This is a genomic window from Persicirhabdus sediminis (genome assembly GCF_016595495.1).
GTDB classification, from domain to species: domain Bacteria; phylum Verrucomicrobiota; class Verrucomicrobiia; order Verrucomicrobiales; family Akkermansiaceae; genus Persicirhabdus; species Persicirhabdus sediminis.
The window spans coordinates 661553-678503 of sequence record NZ_JAENIM010000039.1; the positions used below are offsets into that span (position 1 = coordinate 661553).

General features: G+C 50.0%; 17 protein-coding genes and 1 tRNA gene. 4 read left to right on the forward strand and 14 right to left on the reverse strand.

Annotated elements, in window-relative coordinates; all coding sequences use genetic code 11:
• Positions 1 to 95: 95 nt before the first annotated feature.
• Positions 96 to 698: a tetratricopeptide repeat protein gene (locus JIN82_RS10260; protein WP_200311534.1), complete on the reverse strand. Its 603-nt coding sequence runs from the start codon at positions 696 to 698 to the stop codon at positions 96 to 98.
• Between the two features lie 204 nt (positions 699 to 902).
• On the opposite strand from JIN82_RS10260, the gene JIN82_RS10265 reads away from it, so the two are divergent.
• On the forward strand, positions 903 to 1808 hold the full coding sequence (locus tag JIN82_RS10265) for an archaemetzincin (protein WP_200311535.1): 906 nt from the start codon (positions 903 to 905) through the stop codon (positions 1806 to 1808).
• Positions 1809 to 1855: 47 nt separating this feature from the next.
• Here JIN82_RS10265 and JIN82_RS10270 read toward each other — a convergent pair whose 3' ends face one another.
• Both JIN82_RS10270 and JIN82_RS10275 read right to left on the reverse strand, forming a co-directional pair.
• Entirely contained in the window at positions 1856 to 2977 is a 1122-nt protein-coding gene (locus JIN82_RS10270; protein WP_200311536.1) for a phosphotransferase enzyme family protein, read from the reverse strand.
• Positions 2978 to 2998: 21 nt separating this feature from the next.
• Positions 2999 to 3454 (reverse strand): low molecular weight protein arginine phosphatase, encoded by a 456-nt coding sequence (locus JIN82_RS10275; protein ID WP_200311537.1) that lies wholly within the window; start codon positions 3452 to 3454, stop codon positions 2999 to 3001.
• A gap of 228 nt (positions 3455 to 3682) precedes the next feature.
• Here JIN82_RS10275 and JIN82_RS10280 point away from each other — a divergent pair.
• Positions 3683 to 3759: transfer RNA gene (locus JIN82_RS10280), tRNA-Pro, on the forward strand.
• A gap of 53 nt (positions 3760 to 3812) precedes the next feature.
• Positions 3813 to 4013: a hypothetical protein gene (locus JIN82_RS17225; RefSeq protein ID WP_234041903.1), complete on the forward strand. Its 201-nt coding sequence runs from the start codon at positions 3813 to 3815 to the stop codon at positions 4011 to 4013.
• 47 nt (positions 4014 to 4060) lie between these two features.
• Here the strand turns inward: JIN82_RS17225 and ispE are convergent, their stop codons facing one another.
• The 6 genes from ispE to JIN82_RS10310 form a co-directional block, all read right to left on the reverse strand.
• Positions 4061 to 4924 (reverse strand): 4-(cytidine 5'-diphospho)-2-C-methyl-D-erythritol kinase, encoded by an 864-nt coding sequence (ispE, locus tag JIN82_RS10285; protein ID WP_200311538.1) that lies wholly within the window; start codon positions 4922 to 4924, stop codon positions 4061 to 4063.
• A gap of 20 nt (positions 4925 to 4944) precedes the next feature.
• Positions 4945 to 5604, reverse strand: a complete 660-nt coding sequence (locus JIN82_RS10290) for a purine nucleoside phosphorylase YfiH/LACC1 family protein (RefSeq protein ID WP_200311539.1) — start codon at positions 5602 to 5604, stop codon at positions 4945 to 4947.
• Between the two features lie 63 nt (positions 5605 to 5667).
• Positions 5668 to 6120 carry a MarR family winged helix-turn-helix transcriptional regulator gene (locus tag JIN82_RS10295; protein ID WP_200311540.1) on the reverse strand — a complete coding sequence of 151 codons (453 nt, stop codon included), beginning with the start codon at positions 6118 to 6120 and terminating at the stop codon, positions 5668 to 5670.
• 166 nt (positions 6121 to 6286) lie between these two features.
• Complete coding sequence (locus JIN82_RS10300; RefSeq protein WP_200311541.1) at positions 6287 to 6715, reverse strand: hypothetical protein; 429 nt, start codon at positions 6713 to 6715, stop codon at positions 6287 to 6289.
• Between the two features lie 33 nt (positions 6716 to 6748).
• A complete protein-coding gene (locus tag JIN82_RS10305) occupies positions 6749 to 7222 on the reverse strand; it encodes a GNAT family N-acetyltransferase (protein ID WP_200311542.1) in 474 nt (157 codons plus the stop codon).
• 47 nt (positions 7223 to 7269) lie between these two features.
• A complete protein-coding gene (locus JIN82_RS10310; RefSeq protein WP_200311543.1) occupies positions 7270 to 8538 on the reverse strand; it encodes a mechanosensitive ion channel family protein in 1269 nt (422 codons plus the stop codon).
• A gap of 187 nt (positions 8539 to 8725) precedes the next feature.
• Here JIN82_RS10310 and JIN82_RS10315 point away from each other — a divergent pair, with 187 nt between their 5' ends.
• Positions 8726 to 9868 carry a DEAD/DEAH box helicase gene (locus tag JIN82_RS10315; RefSeq protein WP_200311544.1) on the forward strand — a complete coding sequence of 381 codons (1143 nt, stop codon included), beginning with the start codon at positions 8726 to 8728 and terminating at the stop codon, positions 9866 to 9868.
• A gap of 147 nt (positions 9869 to 10015) precedes the next feature.
• On the opposite strand, the gene JIN82_RS10320 is transcribed toward JIN82_RS10315, so the two are convergent.
• From JIN82_RS10320 to purM, 5 genes are all read right to left on the reverse strand, one after another.
• Positions 10016 to 10795 (reverse strand): hypothetical protein, encoded by a 780-nt coding sequence (locus JIN82_RS10320; RefSeq protein ID WP_200311545.1) that lies wholly within the window; start codon positions 10793 to 10795, stop codon positions 10016 to 10018.
• 62 nt (positions 10796 to 10857) lie between these two features.
• Positions 10858 to 11637 (reverse strand): hypothetical protein, encoded by a 780-nt coding sequence (locus tag JIN82_RS10325; protein ID WP_234041904.1) that lies wholly within the window; start codon positions 11635 to 11637, stop codon positions 10858 to 10860.
• Positions 11638 to 12330: 693 nt separating this feature from the next.
• On the reverse strand, positions 12331 to 13077 hold the full coding sequence (locus JIN82_RS10330; protein ID WP_234041905.1) for a hypothetical protein: 747 nt from the start codon (positions 13075 to 13077) through the stop codon (positions 12331 to 12333).
• 860 nt (positions 13078 to 13937) lie between these two features.
• The gene (locus JIN82_RS10335; protein WP_200311548.1) at positions 13938 to 15863 is read right to left on the reverse strand and encodes an amidophosphoribosyltransferase; all 1926 of its coding nucleotides are present in this window, start codon (positions 15861 to 15863) and stop codon (positions 13938 to 13940) included.
• A gap of 73 nt (positions 15864 to 15936) precedes the next feature.
• The gene (purM, locus tag JIN82_RS10340) at positions 15937 to 16929 is read right to left on the reverse strand and encodes a phosphoribosylformylglycinamidine cyclo-ligase (protein WP_200311549.1); all 993 of its coding nucleotides are present in this window, start codon (positions 16927 to 16929) and stop codon (positions 15937 to 15939) included.
• Positions 16930 to 16951 lie beyond the last annotated feature (22 nt).

The following is a 16951-nucleotide window of genomic DNA, read 5'->3' on the forward strand; positions in this document are numbered from 1 at the left end:
GAAAATCTTCAGTTGCACGCGAGTTGGTGAGCCGCAAAGTGGATTTGGCAGTTGGTGACGCAGCTAGCTCTGGCGGCTTCCTTTCTGGGCAGAACTTACTTAGATTTATTCCATGGTGCGGGTGACTCGAAGTTCATTTGCTTCTTTTCGCTGTCTAGCCACCAGTCGTTGTCGCGAATCCTCACATTCTCAGCGCTAGGCAGCACATCTTCATCAGTTGATAAATCTTCACCGCGGCTTTTAACGACCTGTAGAACATAAGCCCATGTATAAGATAGAGCCTCGTAGATTTCATCTTCTTTCATGCTTGGCATGAGCTTATTCAAATTTCCGCCAGCGCGATATTGAGTAGCCTCAGACCCGAGCCCATTCATGTGAACCGCCAAAAACAGCAGATAAGCAATTTTCGGGTTTTTAGAAACCCCTAGCCCATCGCGGTACATCACACCGATATTATTTAACGCATCTCCGTCAGCTTTCTCAAAGGCCATCAAATACCAAGTCATTGCCGCCTTGTAATCCTGCTTAACACCATCGCCAAGATGGTAGGCGAGCCCAGCTGAGACCATCGCTTCCACATCCCCATTCTTTGCCATGGTTTCATATGTTTCCAGACTAGGCTCCTCACTAAGTAGCTGAGCGTGAGCTGTGATTGGCGATAAAATGAACAACGGAATGAGTGCGATTATTGATTTCATAGATAGCTAATTCGATTAGATAACAAAATCTATCTGAATGGTTGCATTTAGCAAACATTCTATCACGTTGCAACAAACGCCCGTTATAGATCGGCGGAAAGCCCAGCTCTATGTATGCATAGCTATTTGGCGCTGCAGCGCACGGATGATTGACAGGCTATCAGACTCTGCTAGAAATGATTAGAATTCGCAACTAATTGATTTATGATGAGATCTCTACAGCTAACCTTCATTTCTCTATATTCATTTCTGGCATGGATTCACTGCCTGCATGCGCAATCACCAGAGCCAGCCAGCTACCTTCCATTGATAGAAAAGCTGGCACCCTTACATAAAAAAATGGGCCCGCCAAAACCGGGCGACTGGCTAGCCACGCACAAAGAACCGGGTCAGACATTTGTAGAATACGTGCGCAGTAATCCAGTCAAGCCATCTGGCTATCGACAGATATTATACGTCCAGCCGCTGGGCGAATTCACCCCGAGCCAGCTGAAGATTGTGCAGCAGACGGTGCAATACATGCAGATTTATTTTGGCCTCACCGTGATCACCAAACCAGCTATTGGACTCGAAAAAATCCCAGCAAATGCGCGCCGCAATCACGGCAACCAACTGCAACTTCATACCAAATACATTCTCCATCAGCTACTGAAACCGCAGCTGCCAAAAAATGCGCTCGCCACCATCGCCTTCACCGCCGAAGACTTGTACCCGGGAGATGGCTGGAATTATGTTTTTGGGCAGGCGTCGACACGAAACCGCGTCGGCGTGTGGTCGCTGCGCCGATTTGGCAATCCTGATGATTCCGCTGAAGCCTATCATCAATGCCTGCGCCGCACGATTCAAGTGGCGTGCCACGAAACTAGCCACATGCTCACCATGCGTCACTGCACGGCATACGAATGCCTGATGGCTGGCAGCAATAGCCTGGATGAATCCGATAGGCGACCAATTTACAACTGCCCCGAATGCGTGGCCAAGGTGAGCTGGGCGACAGGTTCTGATCTACTCACCCGCTATCGCGCCCTGCACGAGTACGCTGACGAACTTGATCTCACCGACGCTCGCGTCATGTTTGAGCGCTCGATACTTGAGCTGGAGAAAAAATAAGCCAGCTGAAATGGAAGACTAAACGCGCTTACTTATTTTAAGTAAATTTAACTCGCAAGTCGCACCTTTACAACGCCCTGCATCTCCTTGGATGACTCATCCACGCACTGGGCTAATCGTAGCTGATTGCGAGCGCGGTCGAGGTTGTGATGTTCGCGGGTGGTTTTGAAATAAACATCCCCATTGAGGTAATCGGCGAGGAATCGTGTACAAAGCTCGAGCGCGCAAAGTTTCACCGAAAAGACCATCTCGTTGATTTCTTCTGCGGTGAGCGACGGGCAGGCATCTAGGTAACCATTCACCATCGCTTTGAAAATGGGCATGGATAAACCGACATTTTCAATGCAGCCGTCGTCCTCAGCGGTCTCATTAGCAGCTGAACGCACCATGTCGCCAAAGTCGTAGAGCGAGACGCCGGGCATCACCGTATCAAGATCAATCACGCAAACCGCTTCATCGGTCTCCGCATTGATCATCACGTTGTTGATTTTGGTATCATTGTGCACAATGCGCACCGGCAAAATGCCTTCAGCCTGCATGTCCACGAGGCGAGAAAGCTGTTCGCGCTGGCTGGCGAGAAACTCCAGCTCTGGCTGGACGGATTTCACCCTGCCGGCGACATCATTCTCCACTGCCTCCACCAGCTGCTGGTAGCGTTTTGGCGTGTGGTGAAAATCGGGAATCGTCTCAACAATCAAAGTTGGGTCGAGATCGCTGAGCAGATCAGAAAAAGCGCCAAATGCATAAGCCGCTTGATACGCTTGATGTTCATTTTGCACCTGATCGTAAGTGCGGCAACCCTCGATGAATCGATAACAACGCCACGTGCCGCCATTGGGCCCGCCGGCGTAGACTTCTCCAGTCTTAGCTGGGCACAAATTCAAGCTCTGTCCGCTGAAGTCACGTTTTGAGCGCAAGACGCGGTCATTGACGTGACGTGTCACCCGCTTGATGTTTTGCATCACATCGCCAGGACGTGGAAAAACCTGCTCATTAATGCGCTGGATCAAATAGCGCCTGATCACCCCATCATCCTCCACATAACTCAGGCAGACGCTGGTATTGATTAATCCTGTCTGAATTTCTTCGCCTGAGACAAATTTGCCACCGATGGCAAACAAGTCGCCAATCTGGCGCATTTTTTCCTGAGCTAAGCGTTGGTTTTGCATGGGATTTGAGAGGCACAGCTTTTAGTCGCTGTAATGCAAAGCGTCAATGATTTCTGGCATAGCAGATTCAAATACACGCGCAACCTGCTCGTAGGCGTGCATGCCGAGGCCGATTGGGTCTGGCACTTCGCCGCCGCCAATGAAATCACCCAGCAGGCAGTAACGACCTTCAAACTGTGGGTAGGCGCGCAGCAGCAAGCTCAGGTGTGAGTTGGTCATAGCAATCACAGCGGTAGATTCTTCGAGGATTTCCTCGTTCACCATTGTGCTGCGCAGGCAACTTGGGTCGATATCACGACCACGCAAAATCTCTTGAGTTTCCTCGCTAGCTGGCTGGCCGTCCATGGCAGCTACCCCAGCTGATCCCACAGTGATAGATTCATCTGAGCCCAGAGCATCGCGAAGCATTGCCTCAGCCATTGGGCTGCGGCAGGTATTTCCAGTACATACAAATAATACGTGTTTGGCATTAGACATGGCCGCGGCAGAATAATCAGCTTGCCGCATAGGTCAAATAACAATCTAGCTGAATAAGAAAAAACATTGTCAGCGTTTTTGCCAGCCGACTGTGAGACGCGTGCAAAAAGAAAATCGACCGCGGAAGCCATTGATTTTCAGTGGGCTGAAAAATTAATCAGAAATCGATGCCGTTTTTTCTTGCGCAAACGCAATATTCAGTGCAGTTTCCCGCCGCCGCAAGGCCAGCGGGGAGTAGCTCAGCTTGGTAGAGCGCTGCGTTTGGGACGCAGATGTCGCAGGTTCGAATCCTGTCTCCCCGACCATTTAACCTGGCATTTCGAGAAATCGATTGGCAGGTTTTTTGCTGTCTAGACAGATGCACAATTCTCATGCATTTCTCAGCTCAGCTTCGCACCATTATATCAGTACCACGAGATCGGTCGCAGGCTTTGGACTGCGGCGATCCATCGCCGCCACCGCTGCTTTTGCCAGCTGTAATAGAGCCACCTTACCCCATGCCACCCTCAACGGCGTGAAACTCATCGCCACACCGGCACGCGCCGCCATGAGCCAATAACAAATCACCCAGCCGGACCGCAAAATGATCCAGCTGGGTAGAGATTTCTAAACAACCACCTCAGTGACCAGCGACCACATATACGGGTCGAGCTGCTCACAAGCGCGTTTGGCAAGCGCTTCACCATCGGCACCATCATGCAGAAATGCCAGCATCGTCGACCCTGAGCCACTCATCATGGCAGCGCCCACCTCATCTTGCTCGAGCAGCCAGAGTTTTACTTGAGCCAGGAAGAGATGCTTTTCAAATACTGGTCGCTCCAGATCATTGACTAGCTGGTAGCCGCCAAATGATTGCGCGCCATACGGCACCCCATCCAGCTCACGCGACCCCTGCCAGCGTTTGTAAGCATCTGGCGTAGAGACCGGGAAATTTGGTTTGAGCAATAAAACGGCAACTGGCTGGCCAGCGGCAACTGGCTCGACCTGTTCGCCGCGACCGCGACATAGCGCGTGACTGCGGTAGATGAAAAATGAGGTATCTGAGCCAAACTGGCCAACCAGCTCAGCCATTTCACCTTCGCTGAGCTGAGTATTTTCCAGCTGGTTGAGCGCCAGCACCGCAGATGCGGCATCTGAGCTGCCGCCGCCGAGCCCTGCTCCGTGCGGTGTTTGTTTTTCCAGCTGGATGCGCCAGTTGCACGGCGCGCCAGTTTTCTGCTGAAAGGCACGCACCGCCATCGTTACTAGATTATCTTCACCCGTAGGCACGGTGGGATCTGAACACTCCAGCTGGTAGCTGTCAGCTGGGGAAATTTTCAAGCGATCACCAAATGCCAATGGCGCCATCACGGTTTCTAGCTCGTGAAATCCATCGTCACGCTTGCGTAAAATGCGCAGCGATAAGTTGATCTTGGCGGGCGCAAAAATGTGATAGCTGCCGTCGGCCAGCTGGTTAAGTTCTACTTTCATCTTCTCCTCGTCCAGCTGGATTAATCTTCGCGCGCAAGCAATGCCAGCATGCGACCAGTATTGCCTTCTTCCACGCGGTAGCTGTAGAATTTCCCCAAATCACCCGCTGTATCCAGCTGGCAATCGTGGTAATGGAAATCTAAAACGCCAGCTGCCATCGCCTGGTCACGGATTTGCGCAGCAATATCTACCTCGTAATGCGGCGGACGAATGCACGGGCCTAAAACCACAACCAAATCTTCCGCACGAGTTTTAAAATTTTCCTCCATGGCGGCAATCGTGGCCGCGCAGATATTTTGTTCCGTCCCCTTTTTTCCCGAATGCGCTAGCCCAATCGCTCCCGTGCGCTGGTCGTAGAAATAAATCACGCCGCAATCAGCCACGTAAATCCCCAGCACCACCTTGGAGTCATTAGAAATCAACGCATCCGCACCAACTGCTATCGGCTCGGTTTTGTGATACGCTACCGCTACCTGATTGCCATGTACTTGCTCGGCGCGGCGCAGTTGACTCCACTTGTAGCCGAGCTTTTTCACCGCCTTTTCGTGAGTCGGTTTGAGCTTAGCCAATGTGGCCTCGCGGTCGGTTGATGTTTCCACTCCCGCTACACGCGCAACAAAATCGGCGCGCACCAGTCCATCCGCCATCATGGGCAATAAAAAATCGGGCTTCTGCGTCATGCCGAAATGGTAGACACAGAGCCCGACTAAGCCAAGCTTCCTTGGCTGTCTGATACTTTTTTCTTACAGAATTTTTCCTGCGATAGCGCGATCAGCGTGCGTAACAGTTTCCGCTTCTTCCTCATCCATCTCAGCCATCAGAGTGGATAGGTTTGAGGCGATCTCTTCACGCATCTGCGCGACGAGTTCTGTGCCCTTATGGGTAATACGCACCATGATTTTGCGGCGGTCTTCTGCTGCATGCACACGTTCGACGTAACCAAGCTTCTCAAGTCGATCAACTAGCCCAGTCGTAGCGGCGGTTGAGTGACCCATCTTTTTGGCGATGTCTGACATAGTAAGGTATTCTTCGCTAGAGAGGTAGGCCAACAGGAAAAACTGCGGGAAGGAAACGTTTCCGCTGTTGAGCTTGCCTGATAAGTTTAGAATACATGAACGCTGTGTAAACAGTACGAAGTCCGCGAGCCGATTGGTATCAACAAACGGTCTCGTCTCTTGGGAGGGATTCGCTTTCATAGTTTGATGCTCCACAGATCGGGTTGTTGTATGATCCGTGAGTTACTGACAAATCAAAATATAAACAAAACTTAAGCATTGGCACAAGCCAATTCCGTCAAAGTTTTTAAAAAATTAAAGAATCCTTTATAAATAAGGGCCTCAGCACGGCCTCATTTTTAAATTTTTATAATTCTTCCTCCACCATTGGCTCAACTGGCCCAAACCCAGGCGCTACTTTTGGAGTTAATGATTGCGCTTCTGATTCACTATCAACTAGTTGCATCACATAAACACCGTCACCAACCTCCACTTCACCGCTGCGAATATCGGCTGAAATGTACTCGCCAAGCCGCTCACGAGACGGCTGTAAGCTAGCCATCCTGCCATTATCTCCTTGCGATGTGACAATTGCCCCAAAAGGAATGCGCCAGCTGCCGTAGCGGCGGATTTGCACGTGTTGCCCTTGTTTATTTACCGAGGCGACGCGCCCAACCAGCACGGATCGTGGCTGAGATGAAACCGGTTTTTCTTCCTCTTCATTGCCGCCGCACGAACAAACGAGGCCAGCTGAGCCGGCTGCCATCAATGAGATGATAATGGGTAAAATCTTCATGGGTCTCAAAATTTTATTTTTACAATTTTCCAGCTAGCCCGGCAAAATATCGACATAGATGCCAGGGTCTGAGCCGGGGATTTCGATAGCGCCACAGGCTTTTTCATAAAATTCTTTTGGCCCCACACCGCCGATGATGCCGTAGACGTACCCTTGCTCGCGCAGGCCTTCCAGACACTTAAATAACAGCGCTTTGCCGATGCCAGTGCCGCGCGCGGATTCGCTCACCCCAGTAGGCCCAAAGTACGCTTTGGCGGTAGAATCGTAGCAGGCAAAACCGAGGATTTTTTTATCTTTAGTGGCGATGTAACAAGTGACTGGCTGGCGCGTGCAGGCAATCTCTACCTCGCTTTTCCACTTCGGCGCAAAATTTTCTTCCGCCCAGTTGGCAACGATATGTTTTTCATACGGTCGAGCGCGGCGAATGATGATGCCTTGGTCTTCCACTCGCTTCACCAACTCATCTGATGCTGGCAATTCCAGCAGTCGTACCAACATATCAATCATGACCAATTTCTAAACAATACAGGTGGATGCAGCAACTCCGGAATCGCTTATTTGCCGAGAATTGATTTGATGGAAAATCCACCCGGTTGGTAATCCTGCGGCAAGGCGTCAGCTGGCAGCGTGAGTGCATTACCATCACGTAGCGCCGAGAATGTTGGCGACATGATCTCCACACCAGCTTCGGCAAATTTATCCTGCACTTGCTGGCTCAGCTGGCTGAGAATCTTGGCAGTTTGTCGTGGGCGTCGGGTGTACAAGTTGATCTCGTAGCGCACGGAAAAATCATCCAGGCTTTTCTGCAGCACAAAGGGGTCTTTTTCCACATCCACGTCATCCACCGCGCGCGCAGAAGCGATCAAGAGCTCGTGCACTTGTCGCCACGGCACGTCGTAGCCGATGGTCACCTCAGCGTGCAATATCAGCCCGTTGACTTTGGCGTGGGTGGAATAATTGACGATGTGGTTATTCATCACCATCGAGTTTGGGATGGAAATCTCAACATTTTTAGGTGTGCGAATCCTCGTCACCAGCAATGATTTTTCCACCACATCCCCTTCCGTATCGGCAATGCGCACACGGTCACCATCTTTAAAGGCGCGCATATAGGTCAGCGCGATGCCGCCAATGATATGGGCAATCGCCGATGTAGACCCCAGCGAAACCAGCAAGCCAAGGAATAAAGAAAGTCCTTTCAGCGCAGGTGAATCCGCGCCCGGCAAGTATGGGAAAATCACCACAAGGGCAAAAACCACAATCAAGATGCGCACCAGCACAAAGGTCGGTTTTGCCCAGTCTGGGTAAAATCCACGAATCTGCACACGACCACGCGCCACCCCTTCAAATAGCAAGCGCACCACGCGGATGACAAACCATGTGATCGCCGCAATGATCAAAACAAATCCCAAATCCGGCAAGTAGGTGACAAAATCGCGCCCCAGCTGGATGATGGTTTTTTTAATATAAGCCGCAATCGCTAGCGGATATTTGCGTGTCTGCGGGAACTCGGTGAGCAAGACCGCCAAATAAAATAAAAACATCAACAGCAAAACCAGCCGGTAGCTCCAGGTGGCGACAACCTTCAGCACATGCTGCAGCTCAGACGCGCTCATCACCACCTGTTTCTGAATCTTCCAGTCTTTCAGCGGCCATTTGAAAAACTTCTGGTCGTCTAGGTTGAGCTTGCGAAAACAAAACCGCAGCACCAGATAGGCAAAAACAAAGACCACCGTGGCAATGCCCGCTGCCAAAAATTCTACCAGATAGAACTTCAAGCCGCGCTCGTCAGCAGACGCTAATATATTATTTAAAACAAACATACCTTTCAGAGCTATCTGTTAAACCAGCTCTAACCTATCATGTAAAGCCTAGCTGGAAATTTCTCCTGCTGAGACGAGCATTTTCCCCTCATCCAGCTATAGCGCTTGCTATTATCGGCGCATTCCAGCACAAGCATGGTGTTCGCACATTGCATCGCGTACCGACGAATCCACCATACCCACTGACATGTCATTTTCATCACTCGGGCTCACGCCTCAGCTGCTTCCAACATTCAGCCAGCTAGGCTACGAATCCCCTACACCCATCCAGACCGAGGCGATCCCCGCCATTCTCGCTGGTCGTGATGTGATGGGCATTGCCAAAACAGGATCGGGAAAAACCGCTAGTTTTGTCGCCCCGATTATCCACCAGCTAGCTAGCCAGCCGCTGGCCAAGCACCGCCAGCCAACGGTGCTCGTTCTCGTGCCTACACGCGAGCTCGCCGAGCAGGTCCAGCAGGTCTTTGTGGATTTCGCCCCAGCTATCAGCGAGCGCCTTATTTGCCGCGCCGTCTACGGTGGTGTTTCTATCAACCGTCAAATGCAGGCGGTTTCGCGCGTCAACGTGCTGGTTGCCACTCCTGGCCGACTCATCGACCTCGTTGGCAAAAATGCTATCAAGCTGGATAAAATTTCCACCCTCGTGATTGATGAAGCGGATAAACTTCTCAACCTCGGGTTCAGACAGGAAATCGAACAAGTGCTCGAGCAACTGCCTGCCCAGCGCCAGAACTTGCTCTTCTCAGCCACCATGACGGCTAACCTCGAGCCGATTCACGAATCATTGCTCAACGAGCCAGCGGTCATCAAGATTGCCGAAGAACCCGACGAACCACAGCTGATCAACCAGCTAGGCTACTTTGTCACCGCCGAGCGCAAAGGCCCACTGCTGCGGTATTTGATCAAAAAAGAAAGCCGCTACCAAGTGCTCGTCTTCGCTTCATCCGCACGCAAAGTTGAAGGCATCGTCGACAAACTGCGCAAAAATAAAATCCAAGCCAATGCCATCCACGGCGATATGAGCCAGTCAGCGCGCCGTGAGTCGCTGCGCCGGTTCAAATCTGGCCAGCTGCGTGTCTTGGTCTCCACTGACCTGCTCGGCCGCGGCATCGACATCGATTTCCTCCCCTGCGTGATCAACTACGAGCTACCACGCTCACCTAAAGATTACATCCACCGCATCGGCAGAACTGGCCGCGCCGAGGCTCCAGGTGACGCGCTCTCGCTCATCACCATGGACGAGCTGCCACACTTCCGTGTCATTCAGAAAAAAATGAAAATGCGCGTAACCATGCAGCACACCGACGAGCTCGACCTGCACGGATATTAAAGAGTGAATGGTGAAGAGAGAAGAGTGAGTTCCAGTCAGATGAAACCGCTGGCGGCATCACACCGGCCTGACAAGCTAGCTCTACTCGCTGGCTGAGCGGCGTCTCTAGCTAGCACAGGGATGTGCCCGTTTGCGCCATAAAAGTCGCTACTCCTCAGTTTCTAATTCAGACTCTAAAATCAGTTGGTAGTAGGAAATTCTTGGCTCACTCTTCTTACGCCCCCTTTGACTGGTCCTTATGATCCCATTTTTCATATCAAAATATCCTAACATACCTGAACCTAAAGGGATATTCCACGCATGTAGAGTCTGGGTCACTGGGTTATAGAGACATAGAGCCATACGCAAAGAATCGTAGTGGTTGTCTAGGGCGGATATAGCACATGCAAGGTCATTGGTGACCCACCGCCATTTGCCGCTAATTAGTCCTCGCCCGCTCAGCTCCGCATTATAGTTTACTTTGGGAAATTTGACTTTCTCATTGAGCCTATATTCTGAGCCATCATCACTCAACTCGTAGAGCCTCGCATCATCTCCTTGAGTGATGATCAGTTTTTTGCGATCGAGATTTAATGATGCCGACCGAATACGACTCTCTGTACTTTCAAACTTCCATTCACCATCGGCTAGAGCAACCGTCACAGAGAAGCCTGTGATTTTCATGTCAGACGGGTACCTATACTGCGAATTTCCGTTAGATTCCGTCGCTAATGTCTCGTAAACAGGATCGAGCCCACCATCTATCTTCTTGATGGTGTATGGAGCCCCGATACTTAGCCAAGCTGGTGTTTCTTGATGCAAAAAATCAGCTTGGCTTTTTGCAATAACTATATCCCCCAGATCCACCATTTGCGCGTTAGCCAGCCCGCTCGCTGCGACAGTGGCTGCCACTGCGCACGTCATCCATTTTACTCTATTAATTCTCATTTGTTAGTTTCATTTGTTATCCATCTGATTGCCCGGTGAGCCCGTCTGCGCCATAAAAATCGCTACTCCTCAGTTTCTAATTCAGACTCTAAAATCAGCTGGTAGTAGGAATTTCTTGGCTCACTTTTCTTACGCCCCGTGTGATAGGTCTTTATAATCCCATTTTTCATATCAAAATATACAAACTGACCCGAACCTAAGGGGGGATTCAATGCATGCAAAGTCTGAGCCTCTGGGTTATAAATACATGCATACATACCAAAAATGGCATCCCCATCCTCTCGAGTCGCTATAGCATATGCAAGGTCATTGGTGATCCACTGCCATTCGCTGCCAATTAGTCCTCGCTGGCTCAGCTCCGCATTATAGTTTACTTTGGGGAATTTGACTTTTTCATTGAGCCTATATTCTGAGCCATCATCACTCAGCTCGTAGAGCCTCTCGTCAGCTCCTACAGAGATGAGTAGTTTTTTGCGATCGAGATTTAATGACGCGGAGTTAATCAACCCCTCTGCATTTTCAAACTTCCATTCACCATCGGCTAGAGCAACCGTCACAGAGAAGTCTGTGATTTTCATGTCAGATGGGTACCTATTCCGCAAATTACCGTTCGAGGTCGTCACTAATGTCTCGTAAACAGGATCGAGTTCCCCGTCTATCTTCTTGATAGTGTATGGAGCCCCGATACTTAGCCAAGCTGGTGTTTCTTGGTGCAAAAAATCAGCATAGCTTTTTGCAATGACCATATCCCCCAGATCCACCATCTGCGCGTTAGCCAGCCCGCTAGCTGCGACAGTAGCTGCCACTGCGCACGTCATCCATTTTACTCTATTAATTCTCATTAGTTGATATGTCCTCGTCTCAGGTATAATTTCAGTAAATTAAGCATTCATGTTCTCGCCTCCATCACTGATCTGCCTAGACCTGCTGACCTTTGTGCGTCGGACTCTATGGACTTAGAGGCTAAAAATTTTCTGGCACACGGAGCCTTACCTAGCTCATCGCCAAAAAAATCATATAACAAGACAGGTTTACCATCATTCTGTTGGGGTGCACAACTTCAAATTGAATCCATTTTTTGGCAGTTATGATAAGCACCCTATCAGAATGACTTATCCATAAAAAAAGGCTCCGCACATAGCCTGCCTAACTCAATTGCCGCTGGGGCTAGCTAGAAAGAACTAGAGCTTTTATAGCGTCAATTTAGCCCGAAGGGCTATCAGACTTTAGCTGCGGGTCAGTGAGCCCAGCGAGCGCCACCCGTGGTCAAGCAGCTAGTAAAATGGTTCCCCGAAGGGGAAATGGAAATGCAACTCTCCAGCTAGCTCTCAGTTAATTCGGGGCACTGCATCTACCCCATGAGTATGACCGTTCAGCTATTCATGCATCGCGGCTTTGCTCATAGACGAGGTGCTTTTAACTACCTCCTCCTTCAGAAGTTTATAGCCGTACTCCACATGATATCAGTCCGGCGCTGAAGGCGACAGGGCTCAGAGCTTCAGCCCTGAGTTAGCGCTCCGTAGCGATCTAAGTAGCTAATCACGAGTGCCATCAGAGTGATCAACTTCATCCTCCTTGAATGATTCAAATTGCTGATTCAAGCTCTTCTCCAAGTCTTCTATTTTCGACTTTCTCATCTCATCAATGGAGAGAACTGTACACAGGCCGTCTGAAAAAGTTGGTTCGCTATCATCTCTGCCATCATCTACATATTCAAACAAATCAATTTTAGGTTCAGCCCCTACCACCTCGTTCAGGTATTGAGCAAAATCATTAGAAACATCTATTCTTTTTTCGTAAGTGAACAAATCTACATGATAGCCAAATAATTTCTTTGGTTTCACGTTAAGCTCCACTTTAGTTAATCCATCCCAACCTCTCAGTCGCATGTACTCAGAAATTTTGCCTGATCTTCCATTATGAACTTCCCTGCGCATCACATAATCCAAGCTATTCTTGTAAGGTGGACATAACCAATAAAACCTTGAGGATGTTCTCAACATCGTCAGCACTACTTGATCATTATATGCTGACATGACTGACTCATCGAAACTGGCGCTAGAAATAAGATTCAGAAAGCTTGAATTATTTACCTGAAGCGCCAAATCCAACAAGTCTAGATCATTAGTGGCAGCTACTTCAGTTGCAATTTGATCTAGAGATTTACCTAAGGGCTTACCGTGTTCAACGCTCTCGAGTAGACGCCGCAATTCAACATGAGAGTCCTCAGCTAGAGCCATATTGGCTAGAAAAAGTGTTATTAGTGTAATTTTAATTATCATCTTAGTTAAGCTGTTTTTGATTTATGAGTGAGCCATCGTTCCACCATTTCTTGTTCCCACCTAGACGCATATAACTTCATAAATGTAACAATACGGAGCCATCAACACTGGCATAAGACATAACGGTTGGCAGTGTCATTTTGTTAGCTGGCGAATAAAATAATCACAGAATGAATTGCGTCTGGGTGAAGATGATATCACCACTCCAGCTGGTGAACTCCTTCAGAGTTCGTCTTCTGTTTTGCCCTCCCCTGGGGTTGCCTTGCCCATTCTGGGCTGCCTTACCCCAGGCTAGGCTGTGTAGCGCCGTTGGCGTATTGCCAAGACAGCTAGAACGTCCTAACTAGAAGAATCGTGCCAGTCTGAGAGGATAATTAACCATCTAGAGCTCCTATTACTCCCGCTACGTTAGAAACATCCAACCTTAACAGCCAGCTAGGAATGCCTAGTTCAAACTCTTCGCTGAGGGCGGTAAAAAAAAGAGACCACCAGGTGGATGTGGATTTCCCCCTGATGGCCTCAAATACTAGCTCTGTAAACAGAGCTCATCTGCGGTTTGACAGGCGGCTTGTGTGACGCAATTCCGCCGAGGAGTCAAATGAATACCGCGGATGAATAGATTTTACGTGAAAAAATGGCCTCGCTGCAGCTGCTGCCAGCGGACGATTCCCCCTTACAGCTGGAGATTTGATCTTATCCAGCCAGCTGCTCTGAGTCACTATCCAGCAGCTTGGGCCAAATAACACGCTCGCTAAGCTTTCAAACTGCATGCTGAATGATCACGTCTTCTCATCATAAAAAAAAGAGGCCACGATTGCTCGTGACCTCTTTTATTTTTGATTTGCTTAAAACTCAGCGCGTTACGACGGCAGGTCGTAGCTGCGGCCAGTAGCACCTTCGTACCAGCGCACGAATGCGAGGTTAGCGGTGGCGCGACCGCCGTGAGTTGGGAAGTTACCGGTGAAGTACCAATCGCCGGATGGTCCGTCGATGCACTTGTGCAGGTTGTCGATAGTCTGGAAGATCACTTCCACTTCGCCACTCCACTCGAGTTCTTCTGGGTAAACCATCTGGCTTACCTCAGCTGAGATCTCTTCGTCGGTGAATGGTTCGTAGATGCGTACCACTTTGTTTTCGATTTCCTCAAGCGGCTTCTGCAGCTCCGCTTTACAATCAGCGTAGACTTCGTCGATGTAGGCTTGTTTGCCTGCACGGCGCAGTAGGTTGATGGTCGCAGCGAAGGCGATGAATTTACCCATCTCAGACATGTCGATGCCGTAGCAATCTGGGTAACGAATCTGAGGTGCTGTGGAGAGGATGACAATCTTGCGAGGATTGGTGCGCGCTAGGATCTTGAGGATGGATTTCTTCAAGGTGGTACCGCGTACGATGGAGTCGTCGAGCACCACAAGCACATCGTCTTCTTTGACCACACCGTAGGTGATGTCGTAGACGTGAGACACCAGCTGGGCGCGACCATCTTCCTGAGAAATGAAGGTGCGCATCTTGATGTCTTTGTGTGCCATTTTCTCAGCACGTGGCCAGTTGCGCATGATCAGCTCGTCGAGCTTTTCTTCGCTGAGTTCACCTTTCTGGCTGGCTTCGAGGATTTCCTCGCGCACTTCCATACGGCGGCGCAGACGTAGTCCGTCCATCAGCCCGTAGTAGGCAGTTTCCGCTGTGTTTGGCACAAAGCTAAATACCGCTTTGTCAAAATTGTTGTCGATCGCCTTGCAGACCTGATCCGCCATCACAGCACCCATGGCCTTGCGCTCTTTGTAGATTGCAGGGTCATTGCCGCGTGAGAAGTAGATGCGCTCAAACGAACATGGGCTGTGTGGCCACTCTGGAGAGAAACGAGTTTCCAGCATGGTGCCATTGCGTTTGATGATCACTAAGCCGCCTGGCTCGAGCTCTTTGACTTGATCTTCGCTGGCCTCATAAACGGTCATCAGAGGTACACGCTCAGAGGCAAATGAAATCACCTCGTCATCCATGTACATGTAGCACGGACGAATGCCGCGTGGATCGCGCATGACAAACATGTCGCCATTGCCCACCACGCCAGAGATGGCGTAACCACCGTCCCAAGCTTTACCAGCTTCGGTGATGATAGAGTGCAGGTCGAGCTGCTCAGAAATATGTGCAGGTGTGCTTTGACCATCGACACCATCCTCGCGCAAACGGCGGTAGATGTCGGTATGATGTTCGTCGAGATGGAAACCAATTTCCTCAAGAACAGTTTGGGTATCAGTGCCAAATACTGGGTGCTGACCGCGCTCGATGAGTTTGCGGTTCAGTTCGCCGGCATTGGTCATGTTGAAGTTACCCATCACCATCAAGGTGCGAGTTGGCCAGTTAGACCGACGCAAATACGGGTGACATGACCCTTCGCTAAACTCACCAGAGGTGCCGTAGCGCAGGTGACCCATGAGGACTTCGCCACCGAAGTCAAAGTTACGTTTAACGCTTTCAGGATCTTTGGGATCCAAGTGCCCTTTACGAGCCATCTTGTTGTAGCGCTTGATCTCGCGGCGGAATACTTCGCTTAGAGAATCTTTAGTGGCATCGCGACGGCGGAAAATATATGGTTGGCCCAGTGGAGTATCCAGCTTGGTACAGCCGATGCCTACACCATCTTGGCCACGGTTGCGCTGCTTCTCCATCAGTAGGAAAAGCTTATTAAAACCCCAGAGCGGGGTCTCATACTTATCAAGATAGTAAGCTAATGGCTTGCGTAAGCGTACAACGGCAATGCCGCACTCGTGCTTCAGAGGATCACTCATGATAATACAGGTATTGTGGGTGAACGAGAAAGGGGAAGCTCAGCCTCCCCTCTTCGTTCAAAATTGGTTTTGTTTAACTAATGGTTTTAACACGAACGCCCTCTTGAGCCACCACTTTACCGATGACTACACCGCCGTTGCCGGCTGAGAGAATTTTCTCAACTTCGTCAGGAGAAACAATGCTCACCCAGCCGAAGCCCATGTTAAACGTGTGGAATTTATCCTCGGCATCCACGAAGTCAAAAAGTTTAGCCATGCCTGGGTGGTTCCACTCAGGAATTTCGATGTCGGCTCCGAGACCTTGGAAAAGACGCTCCAGGTTTTCAGGAAGACCACCACCGGTGATGTGTGCGTAGGCTTTAGGTTTTACCCCAGATGTACGGATATCGCGCACCACATCATCATAGAGACGAGTAGGAGCCAACAGAGCTTCCATTTCTTCTGCAGTGAAAAGATCTGGGTTTTGCTCCATAACGCGGCGGATGAGACTCCAGCCATTTGCGTGTGGACCGTCTGATGGATAGCCAACCAGCACGTCACCTTCAACAACTGTAGTTGGGTCGATGAGGTCTGGCTTCTCGGCAGCACCGATACAGAATCCAGCTAGCTCGACGACGTCTTCAGGCACGATGCCTGGCATCTCGGCGGTTTCGCCACCGGCGAGAATACATCCACACTGCTCGAGATAATCAGCCATGCCGGCGATTAAGCGAGTGATCAATGCTTTGTCTAGCTTGGCAATGCCAACGTAATCCAAAAATACCAGCGGATCACCACCAGTAGTCATGATGTCATTGACACTCATAGCCACCAAATCTTTGCCGGCTACTTCAAGCATGTCCTGCTTGAGAAGTACTTCCAGCTTGGTGCCTACGCCATCACAGCCAGTGACCATGACTGGCTCTTTGTAGTCGCTGAGATCATAAAGAGCTGCAAAAAGCCCAAAGGCTCCAAACAACTGACGCTTTTGTTGCGTTCTTTTGACGTGTGCCCCGATATCATTCACAAAAGCAGCTGCTTCGCGAGTATCGACGCCCGATTCCTTGTAGGTTAGCTTGTCGGCCATAGCGTGAGGCGCTTCTTTTACC